At 63.1% G+C, this 13,733-nt stretch carries 12 protein-coding genes and 1 pseudogene; 5 read left to right on the forward strand and 8 right to left on the reverse strand.

All coding sequences use genetic code 11. The features are described 5' to 3' along the window. Positions 1 to 64 precede the first annotated feature (64 nt). Positions 65 to 1,594: pseudogene (locus FJ934_RS21710) on the forward strand (glycine cleavage T C-terminal barrel domain-containing protein); the annotation flags it as partial. 9 nt (positions 1,595 to 1,603) lie between these two features. Further along, entirely contained in the window at positions 1,604 to 2,959 is a 1,356-nt protein-coding gene (locus FJ934_RS21715) for a Xaa-Pro peptidase family protein (RefSeq protein WP_140612279.1), read from the forward strand. Here the strand turns inward: FJ934_RS21715 and FJ934_RS21720 are convergent. Both FJ934_RS21720 and FJ934_RS21725 read right to left on the reverse strand, forming a co-directional pair. Further along, positions 2,924 to 3,751, reverse strand: a complete 828-nt coding sequence (locus FJ934_RS21720) for a PhnD/SsuA/transferrin family substrate-binding protein (RefSeq protein ID WP_140612281.1) — start codon at positions 3,749 to 3,751, stop codon at positions 2,924 to 2,926. The genes FJ934_RS21715 and FJ934_RS21720 overlap by 36 nt on opposite strands. A gap of 92 nt (positions 3,752 to 3,843) precedes the next feature. Continuing rightward, positions 3,844 to 4,854, reverse strand: a complete 1,011-nt coding sequence (locus tag FJ934_RS21725) for a fatty acid desaturase (protein ID WP_181165713.1) — start codon at positions 4,852 to 4,854, stop codon at positions 3,844 to 3,846. Between the two features lie 229 nt (positions 4,855 to 5,083). Between FJ934_RS21725 and FJ934_RS21730 the strand changes: the two genes are divergently transcribed. Both FJ934_RS21730 and bmt read left to right on the forward strand, forming a co-directional pair. Next, positions 5,084 to 5,941: a helix-turn-helix transcriptional regulator gene (locus FJ934_RS21730; protein ID WP_140612283.1), complete on the forward strand. Its 858-nt coding sequence runs from the start codon at positions 5,084 to 5,086 to the stop codon at positions 5,939 to 5,941. A gap of 112 nt (positions 5,942 to 6,053) precedes the next feature. After that, entirely contained in the window at positions 6,054 to 7,076 is a 1,023-nt protein-coding gene (gene bmt / locus FJ934_RS21735) for a betaine--homocysteine S-methyltransferase (RefSeq protein WP_181165718.1), read from the forward strand. A gap of 11 nt (positions 7,077 to 7,087) precedes the next feature. Here the strand turns inward: bmt and FJ934_RS28500 are convergent, their stop codons facing one another. After that, on the reverse strand, positions 7,088 to 7,234 hold the full coding sequence (locus FJ934_RS28500; protein WP_140612287.1) for a hypothetical protein: 147 nt from the start codon (positions 7,232 to 7,234) through the stop codon (positions 7,088 to 7,090). Here FJ934_RS28500 and FJ934_RS28505 point away from each other — a divergent pair. Beyond that, positions 7,233 to 7,550, forward strand: a complete 318-nt coding sequence (locus FJ934_RS28505; RefSeq protein ID WP_140612289.1) for a hypothetical protein — start codon at positions 7,233 to 7,235, stop codon at positions 7,548 to 7,550. The two genes, FJ934_RS28500 and FJ934_RS28505, sit on opposite strands and share 2 nt — an antisense overlap. Positions 7,551 to 7,568: 18 nt before the next feature. Here FJ934_RS28505 and FJ934_RS21750 read toward each other — a convergent pair whose 3' ends face one another. From FJ934_RS21750 to FJ934_RS21770, 5 genes are all read right to left on the reverse strand, one after another. Beyond that, complete coding sequence (locus tag FJ934_RS21750) at positions 7,569 to 9,689, reverse strand: VWA domain-containing protein (protein ID WP_140612291.1); 2,121 nt, start codon at positions 9,687 to 9,689, stop codon at positions 7,569 to 7,571. Positions 9,690 to 9,691: 2 nt separating this feature from the next. Then, complete coding sequence (locus FJ934_RS21755; protein ID WP_140612366.1) at positions 9,692 to 10,252, reverse strand: RNA polymerase sigma factor; 561 nt, start codon at positions 10,250 to 10,252, stop codon at positions 9,692 to 9,694. Between the two features lie 158 nt (positions 10,253 to 10,410). After that, on the reverse strand, positions 10,411 to 11,148 hold the full coding sequence (locus tag FJ934_RS21760; protein WP_140612293.1) for a dienelactone hydrolase family protein: 738 nt from the start codon (positions 11,146 to 11,148) through the stop codon (positions 10,411 to 10,413). A 192-nt stretch (positions 11,149 to 11,340) separates the two neighbouring features. Continuing rightward, positions 11,341 to 12,018, reverse strand: coding sequence for a hypothetical protein (locus FJ934_RS21765; protein WP_181165715.1), 678 nt, complete (start codon positions 12,016 to 12,018; stop codon positions 11,341 to 11,343). Between the two features lie 97 nt (positions 12,019 to 12,115). Continuing rightward, on the reverse strand, positions 12,116 to 13,690 hold the full coding sequence (locus tag FJ934_RS21770) for a trimethylamine methyltransferase family protein (RefSeq protein ID WP_140612295.1): 1,575 nt from the start codon (positions 13,688 to 13,690) through the stop codon (positions 12,116 to 12,118). Between the last annotated feature and the right edge of the window lie 43 nt (positions 13,691 to 13,733).

The following is a 13,733-nucleotide window of genomic DNA, read 5'->3' on the forward strand; positions in this document are numbered from 1 at the left end:
GAATCCATCGGATTCGACGTCGGGAAATGCCTCCGATACGCCGGAGGCCGCGCCATGAGCCATTTCCTGCGCCGTCATGGCCGGCTTCAGCCAGGGCGGCGGCGTCGGCCTCGCTTTGTCGAACTGGATGGTCCATGGCGACCCCGGCTTCGACGTCTGGGGCATGGATGTCGCCCGTTTCGGCGAATGGGCCGGCCTGCGCTACACCAACGCCAAGGTGCGCGAAAACTATTCGCGCCGCTTCTCCATCCGCTTCCCCAATGAGGAACTGCCGGCGGCGCGCCCAGCGCAGACAACGCCGCTCTACGACACGATGCTCGCCAACAACGCGGTCATGGGCGACTCCTGGGGTCTGGAAACCCCGCTCTGGTTCGCACCCAAGGGCAAGGAACCCAAGGACATCGTCTCCTTCCATCGCTCGAACGATTTTGGCCCGATCGGCGAGGAAGTGCGGGCCACGCGTGAGCGCGTCGGCGTCACCGAAATCGCCAACTTCGCCAAATACGAAGTGTCGGGACCGGGCGCGGAAGAGTTCCTCAACCGGCTGATGACCAACCGCATGCCGAAGACCGGCCGCATCGTGCTGACGCCGATGATCAATGAGTTCGGCAAGCTGATCGGCGATTTCACCATCGCCAAGTCAGCCGAGGACCGCTTCATGATCTGGGGCTCGTCGGCGGCGCAGAAATACCACATGCGCTGGTTCGAGAAGCACCTGCCCAAGGATGGCTCTGTCCGTATTCACCGCTTCGACCAGACGCTCGTCGGCCTTTCGATCGCCGGACCGAAATCGCGTGACCTGCTGCAGAAGCTGGTCGATGTCGACATCTCGACCAAGGCCTTCCGCTTCATGGACTTCCGTGAGATGGCGGTCGGCGGTGCGCCTTGCATGGTCAACCGCATCACCTACACCGGCGACCTCGGCTACGAAATCTGGATGGCGCCCGCCTACCAGCGTCTTGTCTACAAGGCGATTAAGGACGCCGGTGAAGAGTTCGGCCTGGTCGATTTCGGCATGCGCGCTTTGCTATCGATGCGCCTGGAAAAGAACTTCCCCACCTGGTTCCGCGAATTGCGCCCGATCTACGGACCGTTCGAAGGCTCGATGGACCGCTTCATCAAGCTCGAAAAGAACGACTTCATCGGCCGCGAAGCTGCTGCCAAGGAACAGGCCGAAGGGCCAAAGCTGCGCCGCGTCTCCTTCATCGTCGACGCTGCCGACGCCGACGTGATGGGCGACGAGCCGATCTGGGCAAAGGTCAGCAAGGATTATGGCACGGTGGAAAAGCCGCATGGCTATGGCGCACCGCGCTTCGACACCTCAGGCAAGGAAGTACGCGGCTCCAAGGCTGCCGAAGGCGCGTCCGCCGTGCGCGGCATCGTCGACGGCGACTGGCGCGTGGTCGGCTGGGTGACGTCGGGCGGCTACGCACATTACGTCCAGAAGTCGATGGCGCAGGGCTACGTGCCGGCGGCCTTGGCCGAGGACGAAAGCGCCGGGTTGTTCGAGATCGAGATCCTTGGACACCGGCGTCCTGCCCGCATCAATGTCGAAGCGCCTTTCGACCCGAGCGGCGAGAAGATGCGGACCTGAGGGTCGGCCATGGACGGCGCGGCGCCAAAGGGAAGCTTCGGCCGCCATCGCAAGATCATGCCTTTCGAACCGGGCTCGATCGAGGCGCTGCGCGAAGCCTCCCGTGAGAAGGCGGCTTCGCTCAACCAGCATGTGCTGGGCTATGGTGCCCAGGCTGAAGCGGAATGGGCGGCGGCAGGCATTGCCGCCCCCGATCTGCCGGCGATGCGACAATACCGGCTCGAGCGCATCCGCGCCGAGCTGAAGCGTCGCGGTTATGCCGGTGCGCTGCTCTACGACCCCGTCAACATCCGATACTCGACCGATTCGACCAACATGCAGCTGTGGGTGGCGCACAACCCGACGCGGCATTGTTTCGTCGCCACCGATGGTCCCGTGGTGCTGTTCGACTATTTTTCCTGCGAACACCTGTCCGACCATTCCGGCGTCGTCGACGAGGTACGGCCGGCGGTGTCATGGATGTATCTCTACAGCGGCGACCTGACCGAGCAGAAGGTCCGCCGCTGGGCCGCTGGCATCGCTGATCTGGTCAGGGAGCACGGCGGCGGCAACAGCCGTATCGCGGTTGATCACATCGACCCGGAAGGCGTCGAGGAACTGGCGCGCCTTGGTGTTTCCATTGGCAATGGCGAAGCGGTGATGGAGAATGCCCGGCTGATCAAATCGCCGGATGAGGTTCTTGCCATGCGCCGGGCCATCGTCGCCTGCGAGGCGGCGATGGGTGAGATGGAACAGGCGTTGAAGCCCGGCATCTCCGAAAACGAATTGTGGGCGGAACTGCATCGCGGCAACATCGCGCGCGGCGGCGAATGGATCGAGACACGGCTGCTGGCGTCGGGCCCGCGCACCAATCCATGGTTCCAGGAATGCTCGTCGCGCATTATCGAAGACGGCGACCTCGTCGCCTTCGACACCGACCTCGTTGGCCCCTACGGCTTCTGCGCCGATCTCTCCCGCACATGGCTGTGCGGCGATACGAAGCCGACCAACGAACAGCGCGACCTGTTCCGCATCGCCGCCGCCCAGATCGAGCACAACACCGAACTGATGCAGCCGGGCATCTCGTTCCGCGACCTTGTCGAACGCTCGGCGGTGCCGCCGGGCGACTGTTTCCCGACCCGCTATGGCGTGCTCTACCACGGCGTTGGCCTCGCCGACGAATACCCGACCCTGCCCCATGCCGGCGACTGGACGCCGGATACGCCGGACGGTGTGCTCGAACCCGGCATGGTTTTGTGCGTGGAAAGCTATATCGGCCGGCTCGGCGGGCGCGAGGGCGTCAAGATCGAGGAGCAGATCCTGATCACTGAAAGCGGCAACCAGCAGCTTTCAACCTACCCGTTGGATCAGAGGCTGCTCGGCTAGTTCGGCAAGAGCGTCGCGCATGGCCCGGACTGTCGTTTCCGGCGTCGTCCTGGCGGTGATGAAGGGCAAGCCTCGGCGTCGTGCCGTCCAGCCGACGGTCACGACCTTGCGCGCAGCCGGCTCGAAACGCTGCGCCAGCGCCCAGCTTTCACAATCAATCGCGGCGAGATCCGCCCTGCCCTCGGCTACAGCGACGATCGAGCCGCGATGGCCACCGCTTTCGCTGCGCGATGAAAAAATATCGAGACTTTCGCCGGCCGCCTGCAGATCGCGCGTCAGCGCGATGATGCCCGACATGGAATCCAGGCTGTTGAAGGTGAAGCGCTTGCCCCGGATGACATCGAGCGGCAGCAAGGCCATACCGCCCGCGGGTGACCGCACCTCCGGCCCCTCGCCTGCCCGCATCACCAGTGCGCTCGAATAAAGCTCGCCCTGCCCGCCCTCATAGGCGTCGTAGCTCGGCTGGCCGACCACCTGCACATGGCTCGACAGCCCAAGCTCCATTGGCCCCCAGCAGGCCTGCGCGAACAGCAGCGCCGGGTGCAGCCATATTTCGTGGAAATCGAGTTCGTCCGCCGGCAATGTCGCCGGATCCGGTGCGATCAAAGCTCCTTGGGCATCGAGTATGCCGCCCGGAGCCGGCGGCAAGTCGCCATTTCGCCGCACGATGGTTTTCGGCGCATCGATCCCTTTTTGCCGGAAGGCATCACGCAACTGAGCCCATTGGGCATCGACCTCGCCGAGTGCTTCTGGCCAGTCGTACATAGGCAAAGCAGCAACAAATTCGCTCATGCCGGCACTCAATCACCATGCCTGGAGAAAGGATCGCAGAAACACGGCGCCCAATCAGAATTGGGCGACACGGATCCCGGGCTGTCCAGGAACTATTCCTTGGGCGGCTCGGCGGGCACCGGCGCGGTGCCGAGCCCATTGATGTTGCGCGCGCGAATACGCGGCTTGAAGGCCCGGCCGTGCTCAGGCGCGCGCCGCAGAACCGGATGCACGATCGGTTCCTTGGCCTTGAAGGCATAGGATTTGATCAGCGCGAAGTAGTTCGGATAGGCATAGCCGTTGTTCATCCGCAGCCAGTCGTCGCGGCGGTCGCGAAACAGTTTCGGCAGCCGATACCAAGCAACGGTGGGGCTCTTGTGATGCACGAAGTGCAGGTTGTTGTTGAGGAACAGGAATGACAGCGGCGAGCGCTCGACGATCACGGTGCGGCCTTCCGGGTGCTCGGACCATTGATGCTCGGCAAAGGTGCGGATCGCGATCAGCGACTGGCCGAGCCAGACCGGCGCCAAAATATAAAGCCACAGCGGAATGCCGAAGCCGAACTGCACGATCGGCACCACGACGGCGAGACCGATGGCATGCAACAGCCAGGCTTTGCGGATCGCCTTGTCGCCGGCCATTGCATGCTTGGCGTCGTCGATGAAGAAGCCGATGCAGGACAGCCACGGGCCGAGGAAAAAGCGACCAGCCATCGTATTGTTAATCTTGAGCAGGAATTTCATCGTCGGCGGCAGTTCGTCATGCTGCCACAGCGCCTGATAGTAGCTTTCCGGATCGTCGAGCGGATCGGTCAGCCGCTCATCGGCATGGTGGCGCAAATGAAGCGTCTTGAAGCGGCGGAACGGCCAGACCAGACCGATCGGCAGGAAGACGAAAGCTTCATTGATCAACGCGCTGCGCGTCGGATGGCCATGCAGCACTTCGTGCATGATCGACGACTGCAACGCCAAGGTGAAACCGAGCATGACGAGCGCCAGGATGGGATAGGAGGGCCAGAGCAGGAAGCCGGTGGCAAGCCATGTTCCGTAACAGAAGAAAGCGAGGACCACCGTAGGCCATTCGATGGCCGGTGTACTGCGTCGCTTGATGCTCTTGCCTGCCATGCTATCGACCACTGTCCCTCAGTCGCCGGAACCCCAACTGGTTCCTGACAGCATTGTGTCAGGAGAGATGATTCCACTCAACGCGACAAAGTGTACAAAATGTTGCGTCTGCGCATTTTTGGCCGCATATGTTGTACATTGTAAACAGTCTTAGGGATTCGTTTACGCCTAAAGTCCCCATAGGGCTCTTTCGGCGCAAATTTTTCCTCCCGAAGCAAGGAGCGATAGGATGGACAAACGCGACTTGTCGACGATTTTTCGGGAGCGCCTGAAGCTGCTCCTGACACGCTCGGACCTGAACCAGTCGGCATTCGCGACAGCCGTCGGCATCGATCGGTCGGCTCTGTCGCAGTTGATGTCGGGCGCCTCGACACGCCTGCCGAGGGCCGAAACGCTGCTCAACATAGCCGCCGAATTCAAGGTATCGCTGGACTGGCTGCTTGGCCTCAGCCAGGACGAAGGCGTCACCGGTGAAATCCGCGAAAGCCTGGAGATCGAGGAAGCGCCGGACGGTTTCGACCGCACGCTGCTCGCCAAATGGTTCGCTGAAGCCGCGGGCACCAAGATCCGCTATGTGCCGGCCGGCATTCCCGATCTCCTGCGAACCCACGCGCTCGTCGATTACGAGGCCAACATCACCAACAGGAGCCGTCTGGCACAGGCCAGCGAGACCCGATACCGCATCGAATACAACCGGCGCCCGGAAACCGACATGGAAGTCTGCATGCCGCGTCACACGCTGGAGATCTTCGCACGCGGCCTCGGCGTGTGGGACCGTTTCCCCGCGGCCGACCGTCAGCAGCAGCTTACCCATATGGCGACACTGCTCGACGACCTCTACCCGACCTTTCGCCTGTTTCTTTATGACGGCCGCATGCGCTATTCGATCCCGCTGACCATCTTCGGCCCCTATCGCGCCGCCATCTATGTCGGCGACATGTATGTGGTGCTGAACGCCACTCAGCCGGTCCAGGCACTGACCCGGCATTTCGACAATCTGATCCGTGCCGCCGACGTCAACCCGCATGAGGCCGCTGCCTTCGCGCGCAATCTGGCCGGCATGCCGTTCGCATCAGGCTCTGTCTGAGCGGCGTGAGGAATGGCAACCGCCTGAGCGATGGTCCGGTTGCTATTTCATTGACTAGACATAAAGACTTCTTTATATCCTTATTCGAATTCAGAGCATGAAAGCCAATCCGATGACGACCACCAACCCGATCGACGCACTTCTGGCTGAAAAGGGCGTGCTCTTGGCCGATGGCGCCACGGGCACCAATTTGTTCGCCATGGGACTGGAGGCCGGCGAGGCGCCGGAACTGCTGAACGAGACGGCGCCCGACACCATTACCAGCCTGCACCAGAATTTCGTCGATGCCGGCGCCGACATCATCCTTACCAATTCCTTTGGCGGCACCCGCCACCGGCTGAAGCTGCACCACGCGCAGGACCGCGTGCATGCGCTGAACAAGCGCGCCGCCGAAATCGCCCGCGCTGTCGCCGACCAGGCCGACCGCAAGGTGATTGTTGCGGGCTCCGTCGGCCCGACGGGTGAACTGCTGGTGCCGCTTGGCGCCATGACCTATGACGAGGCGGTCGATGCCTTCGCCGAGCAGATCGAAGGTCTCAAGGAAGGTGGCGCCGAAGTCGCCTGGATCGAGACCATGTCGGCGCCCGACGAGATTCGCGCCGCGGCGCAAGCCGCCATCCGCGTCGGTCTGCCCTACACCTATACCGGCTCCTTCGACACTGCCGGGCGCACCATGATGGGCCTGCTGCCGAAAGACATACACGGCGTCGTCGATGGCCTTTCCGAGGCCCCGCTCGGCGTCGGCGCCAATTGCGGCGTCGGCGCCTCCGATATCCTAGCGTCGCTGCTTGACATGACCGATGCGAAGCCGGAGGCGACCGTCATCGTCAAGGGCAATTGCGGCATTCCCGAATTCCGCGGCACCGAAATCCACTATTCCGGCACGCCCGAACTGATGGCCGACTATGTGCGCCTCGCCGTCGACGCCGGGGCAAAGATTGTCGGTGGCTGCTGCGGCACCTCGTTCCAGCATCTTGCCGCCATGCGCAAGGCGCTCGATGCCCATACCAAGGCGGATCGCCCAACGGTTGAGAAGATCATCGAGCGTATCGGCCCGATGCGCAACAAGGTGGCGACGGAGAACACCGCCGAGACCAGCGAAGCCCGCCGCGAGCGGCGTCGCAGCCGGACCTGATATCTCTCGGTTTATTCGCTGTAGTCGGCGTAGCTTGACTGCGCCGACTTGAAGTCGACGACACTATCGCCGCGCATCGTCATCAGCGCACCCGACGTGGCGGGGTCCGTGATCTGTTCCAGCATGGCGCGAAAACGATCATTGGTCAGTGCCGACATGGCGGTGTGGCGCGCCTGCGCGACATCATCGCTGATGCGTCTGGATTCGGCCGACGGGGTTGATGAAACCGCCAAAGCGTCCCGTGCCGGTGGTATCGAACTGACGAACGTTCTGATCTGCAATTCCGGCTCCCTCAAGCCCGTGGACATGACGGGTTTAGCAAGCAGGGGGTTGCGATCCGGTACCGGAAATGCCGCGCAATTTAACGAACTGGACCATTCCGCGAAAAAAGGCCGGCAAGGGAATATCCCCTCGCCGGCCTGCCTTACCCGCTCGCGGGCCGGTTTCCGCCGTCGGAACGACCCCATCATCTGAAAACCGGCCGTATTGCCACTACCGGTTACCGCCCAGCGCCGAGGCAAGGCGCACAAGCGAGAGGAACTCGGACCTGTACCCAAACGGGTCGGGCCCCCGGGCGGCAGTGGCGATCTCCATGATCTTGTCGTAACCGAACTTCGCGGTCGCATCCTCGTCGCGCAACTTCTGGCCGAAGGCCGCGACCGCGACCGAGAAGCGCTGGTCGGTGCCCGCCTGGTCGAACGACGACACCTCGTTGGCCGAGGTCACCGGCGTGGTGATCAGCTTCGAGACGTCCTCGTTCGGCAGCTTGTAACGGATCTTGACGAAGGCATATTCGTCCGCGTTGGCGACACCGCCATTGTTGACCGTGGCCTGACCGTAACGCAGCGGATCGATCTGCTCGCCACCGCTGCCCTTGGGCGTAATCTCATAGATCGCGGTGACCGAATGGCCCGAGCCGATATCGCCGGCATCGACGTGGTCGTTATTGAAATCCTCACGGTTGAGCGCCCGGGTCTCGTAGCCGATCAGGCGGTATTCCGAGACCTTGCTCGGATTGAACTCGACCTGGATCTTCACGTCCTTGGCGATAGGGAACAGCGTCGAGGAGGCATCCTCGACCAACACTTTTTCCGCCTCGGCCAGTGTGTCGATATAGGCGGCGGTGCCGTTGCCGTTCTGCGCGATGGTCTGCATCATCCGGTCGTTCAGATTGTCGTGGCCGAAGCCGAACACCGACAGGAAGACGCCGCTCTTGCGTTCCTGTTCGATCAGGCGCTTCAGGTCGTCGTCGTCGCTCTGGCCAACATTGAAGTCGCCATCGGTGGCCAGCATCACCCGGTTGACGCCGTCCTTGACGAAGGATTTTTGCGCCAGCCTGTAGGCCTCCTTGATGCCCGCCTCGCCAGCCGTGCTACCACCGGGCGTCAGCTTGTCGATAGCATTGAGGATCTTGTCCTTTTCGGATGCCTTGGTCGGCTCGAGGACGGTGCCCGCATCACCGGCATAGGTGACGATCGATACGGTGTCGTCCGGCTTGAGCTTGTTGACCAGCAGCCGGAAGGCCGACTGCAGAAGCGGCAATTTGTCGGGTTCATCCATCGAGCCCGAGACGTCGATCAGGAACACCAGATTGGCCTTCGGTTGTTCGGTTGGCTTGATGTCGAACCCCTTGATGGCGACATGCATCAGCTTGGTGTGCGCGTTCCACGGCGTCGGCATGACGCTGACGGTCGAATTGAACGGTGTAGACGCCGAGTCAGGACCCTTCCAGTCATAGGGGAAGTAGTTGATCATCTCCTCGACACGGACCGTGTCGGCCCGCGGCAAGGCCCCTTCCTTCAGCGAACGGCGCACGAAGGAATAGGAGGCGGTGTCGACGTCGATCGAGAAGGTCGAGACCGGATCCTCCGCCGCGGCGTGAATGGGGTTGGTCTTGAAGTCCTCGATGCGATTGCGGTTTTCCCCTTGCGGCGCAATCTGATCGGCCGGCGCCATGGCCGGCTGCTGCACCATCAGTTTGGACTCGCCAGCCTGCATGCGGGCAACCCGCGAGGCGCTGGGCGCGCCAGCGGTATTGTTCAACGGAAGCGGTGCCGGCGCGGGCTCTGCCAGAACGCCACGCTCCTGAGCGCTCTGCTGTGCCGATCCGGCAGCGGTGGATTCGGGCTTCGGCGGTGGGGGCGGCGCCACAAGCGCATCGGCGGCATCGCGGCTTTCGACATCCGCGCCGGCTTTCTTGTCCGTCGTCGGCGCCGTGGCCGCGAGCGGCTCGTTGATCGGCTGATCTCTCGGCGCCTGCTTGGCCAGCGGCTTCACTGACGCCGGCTTGTCGGCAAGCGTCTCGGTGATTTTCTGGTCGCCGCCAAACGGCGACGGCTCCCTCAGCAGATGGAAGGCGGCATATCCGGCGATCGGCAGGGCGACGAGCCCGGCAAGAGCCGGCGTGGCGATGAGTTTCTTTTGCATGATTTCGCTCCAGAGCTTTTGTGCTCGCTCTGTGAGACGAAGCCCTGCAGCCGATCCTTGGGTGACGGAAATATTTTCCTGATCATAGGCGCGCATGGCGGCCTCGAAGGCGCGTGCCTTCGCGCTCTCGCCCGGCGCCGGTACTGCTGTGTCGCGCAGCTTTCTGAGTTCGTTGTCGTCGACCATGGTCACACTTCCCCGGCCGAGCGCATCAGCGTTTTCAGCCGTTTCTTCGCTTCATGGATGTGCCAGGAAACCGTCGTCTCCGAGATCGCCATCGCCTCGGCGGCGGCCGCGTGGCTCAAGCCCTCGCCATAGACAAGCAGCACGGCATCGCGCTGCTTGTCCGGAAGCCGCCGCACCGCCACCCACAGGGCCTCGGACGGGTCTTCCGGTTCGGCCGAGGCCTCGCCGGAAATCAGCGCATGAACACCGTAGGCTTCGGTCTTCACCGTTTCGCGCGCGGTCTTGCGTATCATGTCACGCGCCGCGTTCATCGTCATGGCGTAGAGCCAGGTGGTGAAGGCCCCGCCGCCGCGATAGTCGCGGATCGCCCGGCCTAGCCGGGCACAGACTTCCTGGGCGATATCCTCGGCATCGGCCTTCCTGCCGCACCAGCGGTAGGCGGCGCGATAGACGAAGTCGTAGTGACGCTCCAGCAGTTTGCCGAAGGCCCCCCGGTCTCCGCCCTTCGCCCGCTCGATCAGTTCGGCGTCGGAGGCTTCGCTCTCATCCAGCATCATCGCCATCATTTGCCTGTTGGACGAAGGCTAATGGCTAATCCTTGGGATGATGGAAAGATTTTTGTGAGGTCGTTCTTCCTTCTTCCCGTTCACGGGGAGAAGGTGCCCGAAGGCCGGATGAAGAGCGGCGCGAACTCTCGAGTGCTCTCCTCGCCAGTAGAACTCTAACTCAGCGTCTCCGCAAACAGCGCCGTCAACCGCCTCCAATGCCGCTCGGCGCCAGCTTCGTCATAAACGCTATGGTCCGGCACGCACCAGCCATGCGCCATGCCGACATAGTTCTCGATCGTGTGGTCGACTTCGGCAGTCCGCAGTGCCTCCTCCAGCCGCGTCGACTGTTCGGGCGGAAAACTCCGGTCGACACCCGCCATGCCGACATAGACACGCGCCTTGAAGGCGGCCGCCTTGCGGTGCGGGCTGTCGGCGGCATCGCTGGCCAGATTGCCGCCGTGGAAGCTGGCGGCGGCCTTGATGCGGTCCGGATAGGCCGCGGCCGCGTTAAGCGCCCGCGCACCGCCCATGCAATAGCCGACGGTGCCGAGCGGGCCGGTGGCACCTTCGGCGGCAAGAGCGTCCAGAAACGCGGCGCTGTCGCTGATGGTCATCTCCTGCGTCGTGCCGGTGACCAGCGCCATCAGCGCTGCCTTGGTCTTCTCGTCAGCGAAGGCGGTCTTGGCGTCGAACGGACCATAGGGCGCGTTGCGATAAAAAAGGTCGGGAACCAGCACCGCATAGCCCTCGTCCGCCAGCCGCTCGGCCATATCGTCGAGCGCCGGTCGCGGACCGAAAGCGTCCTGATAGAGAATGATCCCGGCCTTGGTCGGTGAAGCGGCGGACGAGCGGAACAGCCCTGCTCTTGCGACACCATCGCCGGTCTTTATCTCGATATTGCGTTTCGCCATGGCCGGGTCCCTTCTGATCGTGGCACATACATATCGGCGCCGGTTGGAAGGGCAAGGCCAGGCTGACGGGCGGCGTTCACAAAAGCGTATCGACCGGCCACGACGCATATTCCCCGCAAAGGAGCCACGGGGGTGTATGTGGCAAGTTCTTTTCGTGCATTCGCCGGCATCTTTGCCGCCGGCGGCGTGCCGCTAGCGCATGAAGCTCGCCATATGAAAGGCCTGGACCTCCGGCGGATAGCGGTAGGACGTGCCATGAGGACAGGCATTTCGGTCAAGGCAACCGCCGCTCCGGCAGGGCTCCCCATCTGCTCCCCGCACATGCGCCAGGCAGGTTTGGTAGGCGAACCCCTCGATCGAATAGGCGCCGACCGGACAGGATTTCAGGCAGGGTTTGTCGACACAGGCGTCGCAAAGATGGATCGCCGCGGCCTGCTCCGGAAGCGCGATCTCGTCCTCGAACAGCAACGCGCCGCGATAGGCATGCCAAAGCCCGTATCGTGGATGCATGAGAATACCGAGCGGCGACCGTTTTAGCCCCTCTGCCCGCATCGCCCATTGCTGGAATGGCAGATAGGGACGGTCGGAGGGCGAGACGGCGCGGGCACCAAACTTCTCCGCGACCGCGCCGATCACGTCGCGTGACCACGCATCGAGAGGATTGGCGATGACCTGCGTCTGCCTTTCCCGCCAGCGCAGGAAATGCGGCCAGGGTGCCGCGCCCGCCTGCCCTACGAGCAGGACGGACCTTGCGCCAGCGCCCGAGGCGCTAGGAGGAACATCCTCATCATCGGGAAAGACAAAGCCGCCGCGCAGGATGAGCCCGTGGGCGCCAAGCGCGGCCGCGATCTCCTCGATCATGCCGCGCACAGACTCATCCCTTCTTGTCCGGATCGGAAAAAGCGCTCCGCCAGACTTCCTTGTGGATGATGTTGGCGACTTTAGCCCCGCCTGACTCGGGCTCCTTTCAAGTGAAGGCGTCGGGCATCGACCCCTTCTTCCTGGCGATGAAGTCCTTCAGCGCTTCGTCGATGCTCGGGTCGAGATGCGGCGCTTCATAGCTTTCCAGCCAACGGCGGGCGAGATCGTTGGCACGCTGCGGTGCGGTCTTCTCACCCTCGGCCAGCCACTGCTCATAGGAATTGTTGTCGGCGATGTTGGACCGGTAGAACGCCGTCTGGAAATTGGCTTGGGTGTGGTCGCAACCGAGATAATGGCTGCCCGGGCCGACCTGGCGGATGGCGTCCATGGCCTGGCCGTTTTCGGACAGATCGACGCCTTCGCAGAATTTCTGCTGCATGCCGAGCTGGTCGATGTCCATCATGAATTTTTCGTAGCAGGAGGCCAGCCCGCCCTCGAGCCAGCCGGCCGAATGCAGGACGAAGTTGGTACCGGCAAGGATGGTCGAGTTCAGCGTGTTGGCGCTTTCATAGGCCGCCTGTGCATCCGGGACTTTCGAGGCGCACAGCGAGCCGCCGGTGCGAAACGGCAGGCCGAGCCGGCGGGCGAGTTGCGCCGCGCCGTAAGACACCAATGACGGCTCCGGCGTGCCGAAGGTCGGCGCGCCCGATTGCATCGAGATCGACGAGGCGAAGGTGCCGAACAGCACCGGCGCGCCCGGCCGGATCAGCTGCGTGAACGAGGCGCCCGCCAGCACCTCGGCCAGAACCTGCGTCAGCGTGCCGGCGACCGTCACCGGGCTCATTGCGCCGGCCAGGATGAACGGCGTGACGATGCAGGCCTGGTTGTGGCGCGAATAGACCTTCAGCGCGCCCAGCATGGTCTCGTCGAACACCATCGGCGAGTTGGCGTTGATGAGGCTGGTCAGGACCGTGTTGTTCTCGACAAAGTCGTCGCCGAAGACGAGCTTGGCCATCGCCACGGTGTCCTCGGCGCGCTCCGGCGCCGTCACCGAGCCCATGAACGGCTTGTCGGAATATTTGATATGCGCGTAGACCATGTCGAGGTGGCGCTTGTTCACCGGCACGTCGACCGGTTCGCACACCGTGCCGCCCGAATGGTGGATCGACGGCGCCATATAGGCGAGCTTCACGAAGTTCTGGAAATCCTCGATCGTCGCGTAGCGCCTGACACCATCGAGGTCGCGCACGAAGGGCGGGCCATAGACCGGCGCGAACACCGTGGCATTGCCGCCGATCTGCACCGAGCGCTCGGCATTGCGGGCATGCTGGGTATAGATGGATGGCGCGGTCTTCAGCAGCGAGCGGCAGAGACCTTTCGGGAAATGGACGCGCTCGCCCTTGACGTCGGCGCCGGCCTCTTTCCACAGCTGCAGCGCTTCGGCATCGTCGCGGAAGATGATGCCGATCTCTTCGAGCACCGTATCGGTGTTCTTCTCGATCAGGGCCAGCCCTTCCTCGTTGAGCACCTCATAGACGTTGATCTTGCGTTTGATATAGGTGAGTTGCGTGCCGGGCCCGCCGCCGGAGCGCGCCGCACGCCTGGCCGCCGCTCCACCGCTGGCACCGCGCCCACGCCGTGCGTTTGACGCTTCCTGGTCGACTGCCGCGTGTTCGCTCATGATCGTTCTTCCCTGAATATGGCCTGGCCCAATTGTGGCCTGA

It is taken from the genome of Mesorhizobium sp. B2-4-12, from assembly GCF_006441575.1.
Lineage (GTDB): Bacteria > Pseudomonadota > Alphaproteobacteria > Rhizobiales > Rhizobiaceae > Mesorhizobium.

What these genes read in the sequence shown, in the direction of transcription:
- FJ934_RS21720 (WP_140612281.1), bottom strand. Translation starts at nt 3,751, where the DNA reads ATGAGCGAATTTGTTGCTGCTTTGCCTATGTACGACTGGCCAGAAGCA.
- bmt (WP_181165718.1), top strand. Translation starts at nt 6,054, where the DNA reads ATGACGACCACCAACCCGATCGACGCACTTCTGGCTGAAAAGGGCGTG.
- FJ934_RS28505 (WP_140612289.1), top strand. Translation starts at nt 7,233, where the DNA reads ATGGCGGTGTGGCGCGCCTGCGCGACATCATCGCTGATGCGTCTGGAT.
- FJ934_RS28500 (WP_140612287.1), bottom strand. Translation starts at nt 7,234, where the DNA reads ATGTCGGCACTGACCAATGATCGTTTTCGCGCCATGCTGGAACAGATC.
- FJ934_RS21725 (WP_181165713.1), bottom strand. Translation starts at nt 4,854, where the DNA reads ATGGCAGGCAAGAGCATCAAGCGACGCAGTACACCGGCCATCGAATGG.
- FJ934_RS21760 (WP_140612293.1), bottom strand. Translation starts at nt 11,148, where the DNA reads ATGGCGAAACGCAATATCGAGATAAAGACCGGCGATGGTGTCGCAAGA.
- FJ934_RS21730 (WP_140612283.1), top strand. Translation starts at nt 5,084, where the DNA reads ATGGACAAACGCGACTTGTCGACGATTTTTCGGGAGCGCCTGAAGCTG.
- FJ934_RS21750 (WP_140612291.1), bottom strand. Translation starts at nt 9,689, where the DNA reads ATGGTCGACGACAACGAACTCAGAAAGCTGCGCGACACAGCAGTACCG.
- FJ934_RS21755 (WP_140612366.1), bottom strand. Translation starts at nt 10,252, where the DNA reads ATGGCGATGATGCTGGATGAGAGCGAAGCCTCCGACGCCGAACTGATC.
- FJ934_RS21715 (WP_140612279.1), top strand. Translation starts at nt 1,604, where the DNA reads ATGGACGGCGCGGCGCCAAAGGGAAGCTTCGGCCGCCATCGCAAGATC.
- FJ934_RS21770 (WP_140612295.1), bottom strand. Translation starts at nt 13,690, where the DNA reads ATGAGCGAACACGCGGCAGTCGACCAGGAAGCGTCAAACGCACGGCGT.